The sequence below is a fragment of the Stappia indica genome (genome assembly GCF_009789575.1).
In the GTDB taxonomy this organism is placed as follows: Bacteria; Pseudomonadota; Alphaproteobacteria; order Rhizobiales; family Stappiaceae; genus Stappia; species Stappia indica_A.
In genome coordinates this window covers 1,632,299-1,650,568 of the sequence record NZ_CP046908.1, presented here as the reverse complement: position 1 = coordinate 1,650,568, position 18,270 = coordinate 1,632,299, and the positions used below count along the sequence as shown (strand labels likewise).

Sequence of the window (18,270 nt, the reverse complement as noted above, 5' to 3'; positions counted from 1 at the left end):
CCGCCGTCGCCCGATAAGGCGGCGGCGGGAGCGCTCAGCGGTTGCCGATCTGATGGTGTCGCCGGTCAGTCCTGGCGGCGGAAGACCATCATGGTGAAGAGGCCGAGCGGGCCGAGGCGTTCTTCGAGGACCAGTTCCATCGAGGTGTTGTCGAGCACCGTCTCGCGGCGGAACAGCGGGTCCCAGCCGAGGGTCGAGGCGAAGCGGGCAAGGCCGCGCTCGATCAGCGCAAGCAGACCTTTGTCGGCGGCGAAATGGTTGACGATGATCACCGTGCCGCCGGGCCTGACCACCCGCTCCAGCTCCTGGAGCACGGCGGAGGGGTCGGGCACCACGGTCATCACATACATGACGGTGGCGATGTCGAAGCGGGCCGCGTCGAAATCCATCTCGGACGCGTCCATCGCCCGCAAGGTGGCGACGTTCTTCAGCTTCTTGCGGCGGACGCGCTCGCGGGCGCGCTCGAGCATCGGCTTCGACAGGTCGATGCCGGTCACGGTCAGGGTCTCCCCGTAGAGCGGCAGGGACAGGCCCGTGCCGACGCCGACTTCCACCAACTCGCCGCTCAGCCGGTTGGCCTCGCGCGCGGCGGCGCGCTGGCCGAAGACCAGCGGCGCGGTGAAGACCCAGTCGTAGACCGGCGCCCAGCGGGCATAGGCGCTTTCCACCGACCCGGTGGACAGGCCGGCGACGCGGGCAAGGCCGAGGCGCTTGGCAACGCGCTCGGCAAGGCGGCGCAGGCGGCTGACGGGGAAGAACTCGACACTCATTACAGGGATACCGCGGTGGCGGGCTCGGCGCGCGAGGCACTGAGGCCGGAGTTGACGGGAATGGTGCGCTCGATCCAGCCGCCGCCGAGAACGCGGGCGCCGTCGCCGTCGTCGTCGAAGAAGACGCAGGCCTGGCCCGGCGCGACGCCGGTCTCGCCGTCGACGAGATCGATCACCGCGCGGCCCTCGACGAGGCGCAGCACGGCAGGCTTGGGCGGACGGGTGGAGCGCACCTTGGCGTGCAGCTCGATGCCTTCGGGCGGGATGTCGGAAAGGCTGCCGGGGCCGATCCAGTTGACCTCGCGCAGCACGATCTCGCGGGTGCCGAGCGCCTCGCGCGGGCCGACGACGACGCGGCGGCCTTCCGCCTCCAGACGCACGACGTAGAGCGGCTCGCCGGTGGCGATGCCGATGCCGCGGCGCTGGCCGATCGTGTAGTGGATGATGCCCTGGTGGGTGCCGAGCACCCGGCCGTCGACATGGACGATGTCGCCCGGCTCGGCGGCGTTCGGCTTCAGCCGCTCGATGACGTCGGCATAGCGGCCCTGCGGCACGAAGCAGATGTCCTGGCTGTCCTGCTTCTCGGCGACGGTGAGGCCGAACTCGCGAGCGAGCTCGCGCGTCTGCGGCTTGGTCAGCCCGCCGAGCGGGAAGCGCAGGAAGTCGAGCTGCTCCTGGGTGGTGGCAAAGAGGAAGTAGCTCTGGTCGCGGTCTAGATCGACCGGGCGGAACATCGCGCGGTGACCGTCGAGGAGGCGGGAGCGGACGTAGTGGCCGGTGGCCAGCACGTCGGCGCCGAGGGTGCGCGCGGTCTCCAGCAGGTCGGAGAACTTGACCGTCTGGTTGCAGGCGACGCAGGGGATCGGCGTCTCGCCGGCGATGTAGCTCTCGGCGAAGCGCTCGATCACCTTCTCGCGGAAGCGGTCCTCGTAGTCGAGCACGTAATGCGGGATGCCGAGGCGCTCGGCGACGCGGCGGGCGTCCTGGATGTCCTGGCCGGCGCAGCAGGCACCGGCGCGGTGCACCGCCTCGCCGTGGTCGTAGAGCTGCAGCGTGACGCCGATGACGTCGTAGCCTTCGCGCTGCATCAGCCCGGCGACGACGGACGAGTCGACGCCGCCGGACATGGCAACGACGACGCGGGTGTCCTCCGGTCGCTTCGGGATGTCGAGACTGTTGAGCATGAATGTCACCTTGCGGTCCTGTCGGAATGCGGGCCGGCAGCCGCTGCGCGGCGGCGGTCGGGCTCTGCGCGGACGGTCGCTGGAGGACGCGCGTGAGGTCTCTGTATCTGGCGGCCCGCTTCTGTTGCCGGCGACTATAGCGGATCACCCGGCCCATGGGAAAGGGGACGCCGACGCGCGGCAGGGCGGTTTTCGCCCCTTCGGCCCGGCAAAGCTTGCCATACCCGGCAAACTTTACCCGGCATGTGAGGCGCATGCGGCGAGTCCGCAAGAGGTCGTTCACCGAAAAGGCGAGGATTTCCGCGACTTTTCCAATCTGGCCCGGCATTTGCTCTCCTTCCTTGCGAAAGATGGCGCGAGGCGGGAAATCCCCCTGCCGGCGCCGGAGAGTTGCGGAGACACGCGTGAACCTCGCAGGCCACATCCCGACGATAGCGACAGGCGTCATGGCGGCTGCCCGCTCCGGCCTTGCCGGCGGCGGCGACAGTGCCAATGGTGCGCCCGGCGCGATGTCGGCGTTTGCGGCGCTGCTGGGCGCGGTGCCTGGCGGGACGGCGGTGCAGGGCGTGCTGCAGGCGGCCGGGACGGCGCTCGGCGGGGCGACGGGCGGCGGGGCAACGGGCGGCGGGGCAACGGGCAGCACCGGCAAGGCCGGCGCGGGCAGCGTCCCGGTCTCGGCCGGGCGGGCGATCTCCAGCGATCTGGCCGGCCGTGTCGACTTCGGCGAGACGGGCAGCCTGCTGCCGCTCGACTTTCTCCAGCGCCTGATCGCGGGAACCGGCGCCGAACTGCCGGCGGGCCTTGCCGCGGGCGGCGAGGTGAGCGTCGGGATCGAGGCGGATGCGGTTGCTGCGGATCAGGCCATCTCCGGCCAGGGTCTGGGGCGGGGCAAGGCGAAGGACGGTAGCGCGACCGGGATTGCCGGCATTCTCTCCGGGCTGATCGCCCAGAACGGCAAGGCGGCCGAGGTGTTGCCGACGACGCCGGCCGGCCAGGGGGCTGGCGCGGCGGCGGATGGTGAGATCGCCCAGGGTGCAGGCGCTGGTGCGGCTGTCGCCGGCGGCGAGGCCGCTGCGGTGCCCGGCACGCAAGACGGAACTGCCGGAGCCGGCAAGGCGGATGGCGGGGCGGTTTCGCTCGCCGCGACGCTGCCGGGTGCGGGCAGCGAACTGGATCTGGACCTGACTTCGGCCGGCAAGGCTGACGGCAAGACGGCGGGCGCCGGGGCCGGCATCGATACTGCCGCGGCGAGCGCATCGGGCAGCAGCGAAGGCGAAGGCGACGCCGCCTCGCAGGCGCTGCAGCTGGCGCTGGCGGCAAAGCGCGGCGGCGAGACCATCGCCACCAGCGAAACGAGCCCGCAGCCGGTCGCAAGCGGCCAGCAGGCGGGCGAAGCGGCGGCCAAGCGCGAGACGCAGGCCGGGCCGGCGACGGTCGCGGCCGGCCTTGCCGCAGGCGCGGCGGCGGACCCGGAGGGCGAGACGGCCCTTCCGTTGCAGCTTTCCGGCAAGGGCGAGACGGCGGCGCAGCCCGGCACTGCGACGGCGCAGGCCGGGACCGTCGATCCGGCAGTTTCGGCCCAGGCCGGCAAGGTTCTGGCCGCGGGCGGCGCAGGCCAGGTGACCCCGAGCCAGGTGCAGGCCGATGTGGCGCGGATGCGCCGCGAGCAGGCCGCGGCCCAGGGTTCGCCGGCAGCCGTATCTGCATCTGAATCGGCGCAGGCACAGGCCGAGGCCTCCCTGGCGGCGGCAGGGCGGGCGCCCGTCGCGTCCCCATCGGCTTCCACCTCCTCGCCGGAGACGGCAAGCGCGACCGCCACGGCCGTATCGCCCGCCACATCATCGGGGGCGTCGCCGGCAGGGGCCGCGCGTCCGGTAGGGTCCGGCGTGGCAGCGTCCGCAGGGGCAGCGTCAGACATCGCGGCAACCGTTGCGGCCGATGACCAGGCCGCGACCGGAACGACGGCCGCCCGCGAGGCCGGCCAGCAGGCGAAGCCGGGACCTGTCGCCGTGAGCGTCGCCGATGCAGCGGCGCGTGCTGCGGGTGCAGCTGTCGCGGCCCGTGCGGCAGTGAGCACGCCGGCGGCGGAAATCCCCGCCGATGCCAGGGCTTCGGTGACGATCGAGGCCGGCGACGAGGCCGTTGCGGCAAAGACGGAGACGTCGGCGGCGCGGCCGCAGGCGGCTGCAACCCAGGCGCAAATGCCGGCCGTGGAAGCTGCCGCAGCCGCGACCCTGCCACGCGGGACGGCCTCGGCCGAGGCCCGGACCGTGGCGATGGGCGAGGCGGACAGCCTTGCAGCTGCCGACCTCAGCGCGAGCCTTTCGAATGGCGGCGACGGGGACGGCGACGCGCCGCTGCCCGGCGCCAAGCCGCAGGCCCAGGCGACGCAGGGCACGGCGGCTGCCGACACGCAGCGGCCGGGCGTGAGCGCTGCGGCGCTCGCCTTCGCGGCGGCGATGAGCGACGGCGCCGGCGAGACGGGACGCAACGAGGCGCCGCTCGACGGCAGCTTCGACGGACGCATGGAGATCGGCCGCGCCGAGGCGCAGGCCCACGTTTCAACCGCCGCCTTGCGCGGATCGACGGCGGCGCTGCCACAGAACGTGGCAGTGGCAAGCGCTCATCTGGCGACGGAAGTCGCCAGGTTTGCCCAGAAGGGGCAAACGCGCTTCCAGATCCGTATGGACCCGCCGGAACTCGGCCGGGTGGACGTCGAACTGAAGGTCTCGCGCGATGGCACGGTGAGGGCGCACCTTACCGTGGAGCGGAGCGAGACGCTGGACATGTTCCTGCGCGACCAGCGCGGGCTGGAGAGGGCACTGGATGCCGCCGGCCTCAAGCTGGACAGCGGAGGACTCGAAATGTCGCTGAAAAACCAGAATGGTTTCGCCGGATTCGAGCGTGGCGAGGGCGGCAACGACCGCTTTGCGCCGGGCGAGGGCGGCGGCCTCCAGAAGGAGGACGGCGACACGCTGCCGATGGCAGCGGCACGGGCCTATGTGAGCGGCGCGAGCGGCGCCCTCGACATACAGATCTAAAAAGCGCTCGAACGGCGGCGCCGCAGCTTCGGGCTGGGCGGCGACAGGAGTGAGACGACATGACGACGAGCAGCATCAGTGGAAGCGGCACGAGCGGCGGGGCGACGACCTCCTCGTCGCTGACGGCGCTGTCGAACAATTACGAGTTGTTCCTGTCGATCCTGACGACGCAGATCCAGAACCAGGATCCGCTCAATCCGATGGAGTCCGCGCAGTATACCGAGCAGCTGGTTCAGTATTCCTCGGTCGAGCAGCAGATCAAGACCAACGACCAGCTGGGCGACCTGCTGTCGGTGATGGCCGCGACGACTGCCTCCGGCTATGTCAGCTATCTCGGCACGAACGTCACCGCCTCCGGCAACACCACCAGCCTGAAGGACGGCGAGGCGGAGTGGACCTACGACACGCCGGAAGCGGGCAAGGCGCGCGTGGAAGTGCGCAACAATCTCGGAGCGGTGGTGTTTGCCGAGGATGCGGACCTGTCCTACGGGCGCAACAGCTACAGCTGGGACGGGCGCACGACGGCGGGATCGACCGCGCCGGAAGGCGAATACACCATCTCCATCGCCCGCTACGACGCCAACAACCGGCCGACCGTGCCGGTGGCGACCGAAATCTCCGGCACCGTCGACGGCATCGAGTTCACCTCGTCCGGCGCGGTGCTGCAGATCGGCGGCGTCTATGTGTCGGCAGGCTCGGTGCTTTCGGTCAACCGCAACTGAGCGGACTTTCCCCCCCAGTGGTTCTTTCAGTGCTTCTTTCTCGCCCGATTCCGGGTCGGCAGCACATGCCGGCCCGGCGATTCCATATCCGGCGAAATCTTGCGATGGCTTGAGAAATTTTCGCCCGCCCGCCGTCCTTCTCATTTTGCGACTGGTGCCGTTCATGCCCGGAGGGCAGGGTTTTCCTCGGCTCGCGGCATGTTTTGCGGGTCACGAGTCGTTCAAATTCTTACCGAATTGTTGCTTGTCGCTTAGGTAATTTTTAAAGGCAAACCGTTACATTCATAGTCAACGTGGTCATGTTGAGTGTGAGTGTACAATGACCGACCGAGCGAGTGCGCGTGTCAAATATGTAATCGGCCCCGACGGTTCGCCGTTGACGATCGCCGATCTTCCGCCGGCGACAACCCGGCGCTGGGTGATCCGGCGAAAGGCCGAGGTGGTGGCTGCCGTCCGTGGCGGATTGCTGTCCCTCGACGAGGCCTGCAAGCGGTATACGCTGACCGTGGAGGAATTCCTGTCCTGGCAGAGTTCCATCGACCGTCACGGCCTTGCCGGACTGCGCGCGACGCGCGTCCAGCAATACCGGAACTGAACGGATCCGGCCGGCTCGCTTCCCCGCATCGGCCCGCAACGCAGATCAAGTCCCAAGACGTTTCCAGAAGGCCGGCCGCAACGCCGGCCTTTCGGCGTTTGCAGGACGACGCTGCTGTGCGCCGTGTGGGAGGACGCGGAAAGGGGGAGCCCGTTGCTCCGCCTGCGTAATTCGCCGCCGCTCTGGGAACGAATAGGCCCCGGGTCGCGCTGCGCTTGCCCGGGGTGACGGCAGAGGGGATGCGGGGCGGGTGCGTCATTCTCAGGCTGTTATCCCGGTCCAGCCTCCCCCTCGGACGTCATCCCGGCCGCAGGCGCAGCCGGAGAGCCGGGAACCATGGGTGCCCTCAGCCGGCGTGTGGCGGGAGGCCTCCGCGTGGTGTCTTCCCGGAGGAGGCCGAAGGCCGAAGAGCCGGGATCGGGGAGGCACCGTGGTCGTGGCATGGTTCCGAAGCGCTCGTCATACGCCCTCGGCTCTCCGGTCCCGGCGCGCGCTTCGCTTGGCCGGGGTGACGGTCGAGGGGGTGGTGGCCGCGACTCATCACGCTTGGCGAAAGGTTAACGCAACCCGGTCGATTTTGCCGGTTCCCTATCGCATTTCGCGACGATAACCGATGGAAATCCCGAGATATTTACCCTTTCCTAACGCGCGTTAACCACTCGTTTACCATCTGGCGGGCAAAAATTGCCTACCGGCCATCCGGGGTGGCTTTTTCCATCCCCCTCATCCCCAGAAGCTGCCCTGGGTGGCCCGGTCTCGCCAAAGGGTTTCCGCGACAGCATCGACGGGTGGACACGTGAACGGACTTGCGGATCTTGTGAAGACACTCGGCCCGGCGCGACTCGGCGCCATGGGCGCGGTGGCGGCGATCCTGGTGGGCGTCTTCGCCTTCATCATGCTGCGGGTGACGACGCCGCAGATGACGCCGCTCTATACGGACCTGACGTTCGAGGATTCCTCGGCGATCATTTCCCAGCTCGACAGCCTGGCGATCCCCTACCAGATCCAGAACGAGGGGGCGACGCTGCTGGTCCCGGAGGCCGACGTGTTCCGCACCCGCATGCGGTTGGCCGAGCAGGGCCTGCCGCTCGGCGGTTCCGTCGGCTACGAGATCTTCGACAAGGCCGACACGCTGGGCTCCACCAGCTTCGTGCAGAACATCAACCGGACGCGGGCGCTCGAAGGCGAGCTGGCCCGCACGATCCGTTCCATCGGCCGCATCAAGTCGGCCCGCGTGCATCTCGTGCTTCCCGAGCGCCGCCTGTTCCAGCGCGATTCGCAGCCGCCGTCGGCCTCGATCGCGCTGTCGGTGCGCGGCGACCTGGACCCGGGCCAGATCCGCGCGATCCAGCACCTGGTGGCGACCGCCGTCGAGGGGCTGCAGCCGAATTTCGTGTCCATCGTCGACGAGACCGGCCGGTTGCTGGCCAGCGGCGCGGGCGACGAGGGCGAGGGCTACCTTGCCTCCTCGCTGCAGGAGCGCACCCAGTCGATGGAAGCGCGGCTGCGCAACCAGATCGAGGAGATCCTGAACTCGGTGGTCGGCGTCGGCCGGTCGCGGGTGCGGGTGGCGCTCGAACTCGACCACACGCGCATTTCCGAGACCCAGGAGACCTTCGATCCGGAAGGCCAGGTGGTCCGCTCGACCCAGTCGCGCGAGGAAAACTCCTCGACGCAGGGGCGGCAGGGCGGCGTCACCGCCGGCAACCAGGTGCCGGGCGGCGAGCAGCAGACGGGCGAGGGCGGCGACCGCGACATCGCCAACCAGTCCGAGGAAATCGTCAATTACGAGATCTCCAAGTCGGTGAAGACCGAGGTTGTGGAAGCGGGCGGCATCCGCCGGCTCTCCGTCGCGGTGCTGGTCGACGGCGTCTACGCGCCGGATGCGGGCGGCGACATGGTCTACACCCCGCGCACCGACGACGAACTGGCGCGCATCCAGACCCTGGTGCAGTCGGCCGTCGGCTTCAACGACCGGCGCGGCGACACGGTCGAGGTGGTCAACCTGCGCTTCGCCCAGGCGCCGAACGCGCTGCTGGGCGAGGAAGAAGCCGGCCTGTTCGAGTTCACCCGCGCCGACCTGATGCGCTTCGTCGAGCTGGGCGTCCTGTTCCTGATCGCCCTGCTGCTGACGCTCTTCGCGGTGCGCCCGCTGATCAAGCGGATCCTGGCCAAGGAAGAGCAGGCAGCTCCCGTGCTGCTGGGCGCCGACGGCCAGCCGCTGGAGCCGGCGCTGCTCGCCGACCATTCGGCGGGCGCCGGCGAGGACGAGGGCGACGGCATGCCGCGCATCGAGTGGCTGGAAGAGGCGCAGGCGCAGGGCGCCGTGCAGGTCGCCACCATCGCCAAGGTGGGCGCCCTGATCGACGAGTATCCGAACGAGGCAGTGGGGATCATCCGCGGCTGGATGAATGAGGCAGCATGAGCATCGCAGGCAGCATCCAGGCCGCTCCGGGCACCCATCTGACGATCAGCGCGACCGAGAAGGAGCGCGATCTGCGCGGCGTCGAGCGCGTCGCCGTTCTGCTGCTGGCGCTCGGCGAAAAGCACGGCCGGCGCATCTGGGAGCAGCTGGACGAGATGGAGGTGCGCGAGGTCTCCGCGGCGATGTCGCGGCTGGGCCCGGTGACGCCGAACATGCTCGACGAACTGTTCGTCGACTTCGTGCGCAAGATCTCCAGCAACGGCGCGCTGAACGGCAATGTCGACGTGACCGAGCGGTTGCTGTCGAGCTTCCTGCCGCGCGACCGGGTGTCGCTGATCATGGAAGAGATCCGCGGGCCGGCCGGCCGCAACATGTGGGAGAAGCTCTCCAACGTGCAGGAGAACGTTCTCGCCAACTACCTGAAGAACGAATACCCGCAGACCGTCGCCGTGGTGCTGTCGAAGATCGACCCCGACCATGCCGCCAAGGTCCTCGGCATCCTGCCGGAGGAGCTGGCGCTGGAGGTGATCTCGCGCATGCTGAAGATGGAAGCGATCCAGAAGGAAGTGCTGGAGAAGGTCGAGCAGACGCTGCGCGTCGAGTTCATGTCGAACCTCACCAACACCTCGCGGCGCGACAGCCACGAGATGATGGCCGAGATCTTCAACAATTTCGACCGCCAGACCGAGGCGCGCTTCCTGGCCGCGCTCGAGGAAGAGAACCGCGACTCGGCCGAGCGCATCAAGACGCTGATGTTCACCTTCGACGACCTGATGAAGCTCGACGCCGGCAGCTGCCAGACCCTCCTGCGCAACGTGGAGAAGGACCGCCTCGCCATCGCGCTCAAGGGCGCCTCGGAATCGGTGCGGGAGTTCTTCTTCTCCAACATGTCGTCGCGCGCGGCGAAGATGATGCAGGACGACATGGAAGCGCTGGGGCCGATCCGCCTGCGCGATGTCGACGAGGCCCAGTCGGGCATGGTCGCAACGGCCAAGGATCTCGCCGCGAAGGGAGAGCTGATGCTCTCCAAGAGCAAGGGCGACGACGAGATCATCTACTGAGCGGCCTGAGGAATGACGACAAGAATGGCGAGCGCGCACATGAAGGTTCACCGTTTCCTCTTCGATCGCAATTTCGCGGCCGTCGAGCTTCCGCAAGAGGAAGAGATCGAAGAGGTTGTCGAGCCGGTGGAGCCGACGATCACGCTGGCCGAGCACAAGGCGCTGCTGGCCATCGCCGAGCAGGCGGCGTTCCAGCGCGGGCGCGTCGAGGCGCTGGGCGAGCAGCAGACGAGCGAGGAAGGCCGGCTGGCCGACGAGGCGGCGCGGCTGGCCGAATCCGTCTCGGCGCTGATCGGCCAGCTCGACGTGGAGCAGGCGCGGCACGAGAAGGACGCCGTTGCGCTGGCCTTCCTGGTGGCGCGGCGGATCTGCGCCCACCTGATCGCCCGCGAGCCGCTCGGCGAGATCATCGCCTTGATCTCGGAGTGTCTCGGGCCGCTGCGGCGGGCGCCGCATCTGGTGATCCGGGTGCGCGACAGCGACCTGGCCGAGCTGAAGCCGCGGCTCGACCCGCTGGTCGCGGAAAAGGGCTTCGACGGGCGGCTGGTGCTGCTCGGCGAGCCGGACATCGCCGCCGGCGACTGCCGCATCGAATGGGCGGACGGCGGCATCGTGCGCGACCGCAAGGCGATCGAGCGGCAGGTCGACCAGGCCGCCAAGCGCTATTTCGAGGGCCGGCGCGCCGGCAAGGGACACAAAGCGTCCCTCAACCAGGAGACCGCCGAGGAGCGGAGTGACGGATGAGCGATACCAACGAAGTGCAGGAAACCGGCTTCCAGCTCACCGACATGGAAGCGCAGGACGCGCCCCGCGAGGGCGAGCGCGACCATTCGCAGGCCCGCAGCGCAGCCGACCTGGAAGCGGTGTTCGACGTTCCGGTGCAGATCTCGGCCGTGCTCGGACACTCGCGCATGCATGTGTCGGAGCTGCTGCGGCTGGCGCCGGGCACGGTGCTGAAGCTCGACCGCAAGGTCGGCGAGGCCATCGACATCTATGTGAACGACCGGCTGGTGGCACGCGGCGAAGTCGTCCTCGTCGAGGACAAGCTCGGCGTGACCATGACGGAAATCATCAAGTCCGATCGCTGATCGGAAGGAGAAGACCCATGCGACTGTTGATCGTCGGCACGCTGGAAGGCCAGCTGATCACCGCCTCGAAGATCGCCATGGACCGCGGCGCCTCCGTCACCCATGCGGCGACGATCGAGGAGATGCTGAAGGTGCTGCGCGCCGGGCGCGGCGCCGACCTGGTGATGGCGGATGTCGGGCTGGACATCGCCGACCTGATCGAGCGGCTGGAGGGCGAGCGCTTCCACCTGCCGGTGGTCGCCTGCGGCGTCAAGACGGACGCGAGCGCTGCGGTCGGGGCGATCCGCGCCGGCGCCAAGGAATACATCCCGCTGCCGCCGGATCCGGAGATGATCGCCGCCGTGCTGGCGGCGGTGGCGCGCGACCAGTCGAGCATCATCTACCGCGACGCCGCCATGGCCTCCGTGGTGCGGCTGGCCGAGCAGATCGCCCCGTCCGACGCCTCGGTGCTGGTGACCGGCGAGAGCGGCTCGGGCAAGGAGGTGATCTCCCGCTACGTGCATGCCCGCTCGTCCCGCGCAAACCGCCCGTTCATCTCCATCAACTGCGCGGCGATCCCCGAGCAGCTGCTGGAATCGGAGCTGTTCGGTCATGAGAAGGGCGCCTTCACCGGCGCCATCGCCCGGCGCGTCGGCAAGTTCGAGGAAGCCAATGGCGGCACGCTGCTGCTCGACGAGATCTCGGAAATGGACGTGCGGCTGCAGGCCAAGCTCTTGCGCGCGATCCAGGAGCGGGTGATCGACCGGGTCGGCGGCGGCAAGCCGGTGCCCGTCGACATCCGGATCATCGCCACGTCGAACCGCGACCTTGCCGAGGCGGTGCGCACCGGCACGTTCCGCGAGGACCTGCTCTACCGCCTCAACGTCGTGAACCTGAAGCTGCCGCCGCTGCGCGAGCGGCCGACGGACATCGTCGAGCTGGCCTCGCATTTCGTCGAGCGCTATGCCCGCGAGAACGGCGTGCGCCGCCGCCCGATCTCGGAAGAGGCGCGGCGGATGCTGCTGGCCAATCCCTGGCCGGGCAATGTGCGCGAGCTGGAAAACACCATGCACCGGGCGGTGCTGCTGGCGAGCGGCGAGGAGATCGACGTCGATGCCATCCGCATGCCGGACGGCAGCCCGATCGCCCCCGGCCGCAGCCCCGATGCGCGGCTTGCCGCCGATGTCGCGGCCACCGCCGAGGCGGTCAGCCGGGCGCTCGTCGGGCGTACGGTCGCGGACGTGGAGCGGGACCTGATCCTCGACACGCTGGACCATTGCCTCGGCAACCGCACCCATGCGGCGAAGATCCTCGGGATCTCCATTCGCACGCTGCGCAACAAGCTGAATCAGTATACCGACGAAGGGGTCGACGTCCCCGGACCGGGCGAGGCGCGGGTCGCCGTCGCCTGAGGGTGGCGGGCGAACGGTTCGGTTGACGGTCCGGGCGGGCCGAAGAGTGTGACGAAGGGCGCGGCATGAGCGATGTGACGGCAGGCGAGGGCAAGGGCGCCACGGGGCTTTCCCAAGGGTTGGCCCCGGTTGCGGCGGCGGTGCCGGCAGCGGGCCCGGCTGCGGGTGGCGGCAGCGGTTTCCGCACGTCCATCGGCGGGCTGAGCCTTGCCTCTGCCTGGGACACGATCCGGCGCGGCGACATCGCGCTGGCGCTCGGCGTCATGGTCATCCTGGTGGTGCTCATCCTGCCGATGCCGGCGATGATGCTCGACCTGTTCCTGGCGATCTCGATCATCTTCTCCGTCTTGATCCTGATGACCGGCCTGTTCATCCAGAAGCCGCTGGAATTCTCGTCGTTTCCCACGGTGCTGCTGATCGCCACCATGCTGCGGCTGGCGCTGAACCTTGCCTCCACGCGCCTGATCCTGGCCAACGGCCACGAGGGCACGGATGCCGCCGGCGAGGTCATCCAGGCCTTCGGCAACTTCGTGATGGGCGGCAATTTCGTCATCGGCATCATCGTCTTCGCGATCCTGGTGATCGTGAACTTCGTCGTCATCACCAAGGGTTCGGGCCGTATCGCGGAAGTGGCGGCGCGCTTCACCCTCGATGCGATGCCGGGCAAGCAGATGGCCATCGACGCGGACCTTTCGGCCGGCCTGATCGACGAGGGGACCGCTCGTCAGCGCCGCCGCGAGCTGGAAGACGAAAGCTCGTTCTTTGGCGCCATGGACGGTGCCTCGAAATTCGTGCGCGGCGATGCCATCGCCGGCCTGCTGATCACCTTCATCAACGTCATCGGCGGCATCATCATCGGCGTCGCGCAGATGGAGCTGAGCTTCTCGCAGGCCGCGGCCTCCTACACGCTGCTGACGGTCGGCGACGGCCTCGTCTCGCAGATCCCGGCGCTGATCGTCTCCACCGCGGCGGGCCTGCTGGTGTCGAAGGCGGGTGTCGCCGGTTCGGCCGACAAGGCGCTCGGCCAGCAGCTGTCGGGCTATCCCAAGGCGCTCGGCATGTCGTCCTTCGTCATGGTGACGCTGGCGCTGCTGCCGGGCATCCCGATGATCCCGTTCCTGAGCCTTGCGGGTCTTGCCGGCTATCTCGCCTATCGCTCCAGCAGGTCGCACAAGGAAGTGGCCGAACAGGTGCGCGTCGCCGAGGTGGCGGCGGCCGCGCCGCCGAAGCCGTCCGAGCCGCCGGTGACGGATTCGCTGAAGATGGACGAGCTGCGCATCGAGCTCGGCTATGCGCTGCTGGCCCTGATCAACCAGAGCGCGGAAGGCGACCAGCTGACCGAGCAGATCAAGGCGCTGCGCCGCCAGCTGGCGGCCGATCTCGGCATCCTGATGCCGCCGGTGCGCATCCTCGACAACATCCAGCTGGGCGCCAACGACTATGTCATCAAGGTCAAGGAAGTGCCGGCCGGCAGCGGCCAGCTCTACCCGAACCACTACATGGTGATGGACCCGAGCGGCAATCAGGTGAAGCTGCCGGGCACCCACACGACGGAGCCGACCTTCGGCCTGCCGGCGACCTGGGTGGAGGGGCAGTACCGCGAGGATGCGGCGCTGCGCGGCTACACGGTGGTCGATCCGGCGACGGTGCTGGCGACGCACCTGACCGAGACGATCCGCGGCAACGTCTCCGAGCTCTTGACCTATGCGGACGTGCAGAAGCTGCTGAAGGAAATCCCCGGCGAGCAGGCGAAGCTGGTGGAGGACATCGTGCCCTCGCAGATCACCGTCTCCGGCATCCAGCGCGTGCTGCAGGCGCTGCTGGCCGAGCGGATCTCGATCCGCGACCTGGGCACCATCCTGGAAGGCATCGCCGAGGCGACCGGCTTCACCCGCAACCCGGCCACCATCGCCGAGCATGTGCGCTCGCGGCTGGCGCGCCAGATCACCGCGTCGAACCAGGCGCCGGGCGGCTACCTGCCCTTGATCGCCCTGTCGCCGCAATGGGAGCAGGCCTTCATCGAGTCGATCGTCGGCGACGGCGAGGAGCGCTCGCTGGCCATGGCGCCGTCGAAGCTGCAGGAATTCGTCCGCCTGGTGCGCGATGCCTTCGAGCAGGCGGCGCAGCTGGGCGAGGTGCCGGTGCTGCTGACCTCGCCGCAAACGCGGCCCTTCGTGCGCTCCATCGTCGAGCGGTTCCGCGCGCACACGACCGTGATGAGCCAGAACGAGGTGCATCCGCGCGCAAGGCTGAAGACGGTCGGATCGGTGTAACGAAAAAGCGCCCCGCAAGCGGAGCGCCGGAAACGCGATCGATGGCCTGAAGAACGGGCGCTCAGACAGTGACGTCGACGCCTTCGGTCTTCTTCTCGTCTGTCTTGATGTCGGACTTGGCGCTGTCCAGGCTTTCGATGGCCTTGTCGATGCCCTCGTTCTGCTCGGCGATCTTGGCCTGGGCCGCCTTCTTCACCCGGGCCGCGACGTTGTTGAACAGCATCTCGGTCGCGGTCTGGGTCTCGCTGACGCCGACGGAGAAGACGTTGCTCGCAACGGCCTGCTGATTCAGGAACTTCTCGGAATGGGCCTTCTGCTTGGCCTTCCACTGCTGGATCTGCTGATAGCCGGACACCTTCTTGGTGCTGCCATAGCCGCCGCCAAAAGATTTTCCGATGAGAGCCATGGCGGTGGAACGAGGTCCCTGATGCTGCGGGGTTGCCGGATATTCGGAGCCAGTGTCGCCGCAAACGGGTTAACAAATCCTTATCGGGCAAAACTGCCGTAACGGCAGCTTGTTGCGGAATGCGACAAGGCCGGGGGGCGGCCCCGGCCTCAGGCCGGAACCTGCTGGGTGATGCAATGGATGTTGCCGCCGCCGAGCAGCACCTCGCGCCCCGGCACGCCGACGATCTCGCGGCCCGGGAAAAGCCCGGCGAGAATGGCGGCGGCTTCAGTGTCGTGCCGCTCGTCGAGCAGGGGAAACACCACGCGCGTGTTGGCGATGTAGAAATTGGCGTAGCTGCCGGCGAGCCTCTCGCCGGCGCTGCGGGCCATGCCGTTGTCGCCGGCAGCGATGCCGGCGGCTTCCAGCGCGCTCATGTGGAGCGGGCCGGGCATGGGCAGGCGCACGACGCGCAAGCGGTGGCCGCGCGCATCGCGGCAGGCAGAAAGATGCTCCAGCGCCTCGGCTGAGCGCTCGTATTGCGGGTCGCCCTTGTCGTCCGTCCAGGTGAGCGCGACGGTGCCGGGCGCGCAGACATGCAGCAGGTTGTCGACATGGCCGTCGGTCTCGTCGAGATGGACGCCGCGCGGCAGCCAGACGACGGCGGTCGCGCCAAGCCAGTCCTTCAGCCCCTGTTCGATCTCGGCCCTGGTCATCTGCGGATTGCGGCCCGCCGACAGCAGGCATTCGGCGGTGGTGAAGACGGTGCCCTCGCCGTCGACATGGATGGCGCCGCCCTCCAGCACGAAGGGCGCGCGGTAGCGCTCCACCCCTTCGACCTCGGCGATGCGCGCGGCCATGGCATCGTCAAGGTCCCAGGGCGCGTAGAGGCCGTTCGCCTCGCCGCCCCAGGCGTTGAAGCGCCAGTCGACGGCGCGGATCTTGCCGCCCGGACCCGTGAGGAAGGTCGGCCCGATATCGCGCATCCAGCAATCGTCGGAGGGGATATCGAGGATGCGGATGCCGGCGGGCAGCAGGGCCTGCGCGCTGGCACGGCCCTCAGCCGAGGAGACGGTCACGGTGACCGGGTCGCTGGCATGGATCGCGGCGGCAACCGCGGCGAAGGCGCGGCGGGCGGGGCCGGCGCCCTCGCGCCAGTTGTCGGGCCGTTCGGGCCAGGCCATCCAGCAACCGGAATGGGGCTCGAACTCGCCGGGCATGCGGAAGCCTTCTGCGGAGGGGGTGGCGGCGAGGGTGGTGGCGAGGGGAGCCTGCGGCATCACGGTTCCTGTGGCACTCCTGCGACAGGGCAGGGACTTGTTTCAGCCTAGCGCAAGGCGGGGCGCGCGCCAACGCGGGGCGCTTGATCGCGGGAGCTGGACGGATTACCTCAAGCCGTGCCGCATCGCAGCGCGGAAGGAGCGAAAATGACGTCGTCGATCACCGTTGACCTGTCGGGCTATACCGACCTGCCGGCCGGCAAGGTCGCGACCATCGTCACCTATCTGGAGATGCGGGCCCGGCCGCTGGCGCGCCGGGCCGAGCGGCCCGACCTGTCGCTGGAGCGGATCGAACGGCCCGACCCGGTCGAATATCGCGCCCTGTTCCGCCGGATCGGCGACGAGTGGCTGTGGTTCGGGCGGCTGACGGTGAGCGACCAGGATCTCGTCGCGGCGCTGACCCGGCCGGGGCACGAGGTCTATTTCTGCCGCAAGGGCCGCGGCGGCGAGCCGGTCGGCCTGCTGGAACTGGACTTCACCGACCCGGCGGATGTGGAACTGGCCTATTTCGGGCTCGTGCCGGAGGAAATCGGCAATGGTGCGGGGCGCTGGCTGATGAACGAGGCGCTGTCGCAGGTGTGGTCGCGGCCGCAGACGCAGCGGCTGTTCGTCCATACCTGCACTGCCGACAGCCCGCAGGCGCTCGGCTTTTACCGGGCGAGCGGCTTCACGCCCTACAAGCGGGCCATCGAGATCGCCGACGACCCGCGCCTTGCCGGCGTGCTGCCGCGCGATGCGGCAGGCCATGTGCCGGTGATCGAGGGCGAGTGAGGCCGGGGCGAAGCGCGATGCGGCGCCCGGATCAGGCCGTCATGCGGATGACGGCGGCGCCGGTTGCCTTGAGAAGGTCGCTCGCAGTTGTGGCAAACACCGCATTGGGGGCGCCTGCAGCCGCCCAGATGCCTTCGAATCGGGTAAGGTCCTCGTCGAGATAGACCTTGACCGGGGCAAGATGCCCGATCGGGGCGACGCCGCCGATGGCAAAGCCCGTGCGCTCGCGCACGGTGCGTCCGTCGGCCCGGCCGAGCTCCTCGCCGATGCGCTGCGCGACGGCGGCCTCATCGACCCGGTTCGAACCGCTGACCAGCAGCAGGACGATCTCGCCGCTGGACTTGCCGAGGAAGACGAGGGACTTGCAGATTTCGGAGACGGAGCAGCCGCAGGCATTGGCCGCATCCTCCGCCGTGCGCGTGGACGACGGCATCTCGCTGATCTCGATGGTGAGGCCCGCTTCTGCGGCGGCCTGGCGGACGCGGTCTGTACTGCTGATTGCCATGGAGAAGTCTTAATCTCCGTTAACTATAACTCGTTGTTTGTCCGTGGACGACTCGCGAACGACTGCCCGCGATGCTGCGGTTAATGCGAGTCTATGGTACAAATTTTATTAAGGGTTCGTTTACCTCGCTCGAATCGGAATGATGCATGACCAGACCGCGTGACAATGTTGTACCGCATGCCAAGGTGCGCAGCCTTCGGGACGCCATCCGGAAGGTCAAGTTCGCCGAAGTCGAGCGCACCGATGTGGTGGTGGAGTTGCAGGAATCGGAGCGGGCCCGTCTGGAACTCCTCGCCGAGGAGCTGCAGGACGTCTTCAAGGAAGTGCCGGAGGACGACGACCAGTTCTCCTTCCAGATCGTGCCGGGCAACCTGCCGCGGCTGTGGATCGACATCACCAGCCACGTGGCGATGGGCCGCGACAAGCGCACCTATCGCTTCGTCAAGGACACCAGGCTCGGCCGCACGGTCATCCTCGAGACGCCCGAGCTCGACGACATGGCCGACTGCATCACCGAATACATCGCCGAGCGGGTGCTGGAGCGCGAGCGGGCGGTCGAGGGCGACTGGCTGAACAAGCGCCTGCGCGAGCCGCCGCGCACGACGCAGCCCGAGGCCGCCGTGCAGCCGCAGCAGGCGGCGCCGGCAACCACGCTGCCGGCGGTGCGGGGCCTGTGGGGACCGTTCGCGGCCTTCGCCATCGGCATCATGGTCGGCGTTGCCGCGCTGATCGGCTATGCCTGGTTCGCCAATCCCCTGAACTGACGTTTCTTCAATAGT

The 18,270-nt window shown here is 68.6% G+C and carries 16 protein-coding genes; 11 read left to right on the top strand and 5 right to left on the bottom strand.

The features are described 5' to 3' along the window. Nucleotides 1-65: 65 nt before the first annotated feature. A complete protein-coding gene (locus tag GH266_RS07790) occupies nt 66-770 on the bottom strand; it encodes a class I SAM-dependent methyltransferase (protein WP_158193387.1) in 705 nt (234 codons plus the stop codon). Beyond that, a complete protein-coding gene (mnmA, locus tag GH266_RS07785; RefSeq protein ID WP_158193386.1) occupies nt 770-1,954 on the bottom strand; it encodes a tRNA 2-thiouridine(34) synthase MnmA in 1,185 nt (394 codons plus the stop codon). Before mnmA ends, GH266_RS07790 begins: the two co-directional genes overlap by 1 nt. Nucleotides 1,955-2,358: 404 nt before the next feature. On the opposite strand from mnmA, the gene GH266_RS07780 reads away from it, so the two are divergent. The 9 genes from GH266_RS07780 (at nt 2,359) to flhA (ending at nt 14,550) form a co-directional block, all read left to right on the top strand. Beyond that, nucleotides 2,359-4,995 (top strand): flagellar hook-length control protein FliK, encoded by a 2,637-nt coding sequence (locus GH266_RS07780; protein ID WP_158193385.1) that lies wholly within the window; start codon nt 2,359-2,361, stop codon nt 4,993-4,995. A 59-nt stretch (nt 4,996-5,054) separates the two neighbouring features. Then, nucleotides 5,055-5,717: a flagellar hook assembly protein FlgD gene (locus GH266_RS07775; RefSeq protein ID WP_158193384.1), complete on the top strand. Its 663-nt coding sequence runs from the start codon at nt 5,055-5,057 to the stop codon at nt 5,715-5,717. 319 nt (nt 5,718-6,036) lie between these two features. Further along, on the top strand, nt 6,037-6,312 hold the full coding sequence (gene sciP, locus GH266_RS07770; RefSeq protein ID WP_067217848.1) for a CtrA inhibitor SciP: 276 nt from the start codon (nt 6,037-6,039) through the stop codon (nt 6,310-6,312). 796 nt (nt 6,313-7,108) lie between these two features. Beyond that, nucleotides 7,109-8,737, top strand: coding sequence for a flagellar basal-body MS-ring/collar protein FliF (gene fliF / locus GH266_RS07765; protein WP_158193383.1), 1,629 nt, complete (start codon nt 7,109-7,111; stop codon nt 8,735-8,737). Continuing rightward, nucleotides 8,734-9,798, top strand: coding sequence for a flagellar motor switch protein FliG (fliG, locus tag GH266_RS07760; RefSeq protein WP_158193382.1), 1,065 nt, complete (start codon nt 8,734-8,736; stop codon nt 9,796-9,798). Before fliF ends, fliG begins: the two co-directional genes overlap by 4 nt. Before the next feature lie 39 nt (nt 9,799-9,837). Beyond that, nucleotides 9,838-10,542 carry a FliH/SctL family protein gene (locus tag GH266_RS07755; RefSeq protein ID WP_209001564.1) on the top strand — a complete coding sequence of 235 codons (705 nt, stop codon included), beginning with the start codon at nt 9,838-9,840 and terminating at the stop codon, nt 10,540-10,542. Continuing rightward, nucleotides 10,539-10,886 carry a flagellar motor switch protein FliN gene (gene fliN / locus GH266_RS07750; RefSeq protein WP_120266981.1) on the top strand — a complete coding sequence of 116 codons (348 nt, stop codon included), beginning with the start codon at nt 10,539-10,541 and terminating at the stop codon, nt 10,884-10,886. Before GH266_RS07755 ends, fliN begins: the two co-directional genes overlap by 4 nt. A 17-nt stretch (nt 10,887-10,903) precedes the next feature. Then, complete coding sequence (gene flbD / locus GH266_RS07745; RefSeq protein WP_158193380.1) at nt 10,904-12,277, top strand: sigma-54-dependent transcriptional regulator FlbD; 1,374 nt, start codon at nt 10,904-10,906, stop codon at nt 12,275-12,277. Between the two features lie 65 nt (nt 12,278-12,342). Next, a complete protein-coding gene (gene flhA / locus GH266_RS07740) occupies nt 12,343-14,550 on the top strand; it encodes a flagellar biosynthesis protein FlhA (RefSeq protein ID WP_158193379.1) in 2,208 nt (735 codons plus the stop codon). A 61-nt stretch (nt 14,551-14,611) separates the two neighbouring features. On the opposite strand, the gene GH266_RS07735 is transcribed toward flhA, so the two are convergent. Together GH266_RS07735 and aguA are read right to left on the bottom strand one after the other, a co-directional pair. Then, nucleotides 14,612-14,956 carry a hypothetical protein gene (locus tag GH266_RS07735; RefSeq protein ID WP_158193378.1) on the bottom strand — a complete coding sequence of 115 codons (345 nt, stop codon included), beginning with the start codon at nt 14,954-14,956 and terminating at the stop codon, nt 14,612-14,614. A 149-nt stretch (nt 14,957-15,105) separates the two neighbouring features. Beyond that, nucleotides 15,106-16,215: an agmatine deiminase gene (aguA, locus tag GH266_RS07730; RefSeq protein ID WP_158193377.1), complete on the bottom strand. Its 1,110-nt coding sequence runs from the start codon at nt 16,213-16,215 to the stop codon at nt 15,106-15,108. A gap of 147 nt (nt 16,216-16,362) precedes the next feature. On the opposite strand from aguA, the gene GH266_RS07725 reads away from it, so the two are divergent. Continuing rightward, nucleotides 16,363-16,986, top strand: coding sequence for a GNAT family N-acetyltransferase (locus GH266_RS07725; protein ID WP_158193376.1), 624 nt, complete (start codon nt 16,363-16,365; stop codon nt 16,984-16,986). A 31-nt stretch (nt 16,987-17,017) separates the two neighbouring features. Here the strand turns inward: GH266_RS07725 and GH266_RS07720 are convergent, their stop codons facing one another. Next, a complete protein-coding gene (locus GH266_RS07720) occupies nt 17,018-17,491 on the bottom strand; it encodes a YbaK/EbsC family protein (RefSeq protein WP_158193375.1) in 474 nt (157 codons plus the stop codon). Nucleotides 17,492-17,637: 146 nt separating this feature from the next. On the opposite strand from GH266_RS07720, the gene GH266_RS07715 reads away from it, so the two are divergent. Further along, nucleotides 17,638-18,255: a hypothetical protein gene (locus GH266_RS07715; RefSeq protein WP_158193374.1), complete on the top strand. Its 618-nt coding sequence runs from the start codon at nt 17,638-17,640 to the stop codon at nt 18,253-18,255. The last annotated feature ends 15 nt before the right edge of the window (nt 18,256-18,270 follow it).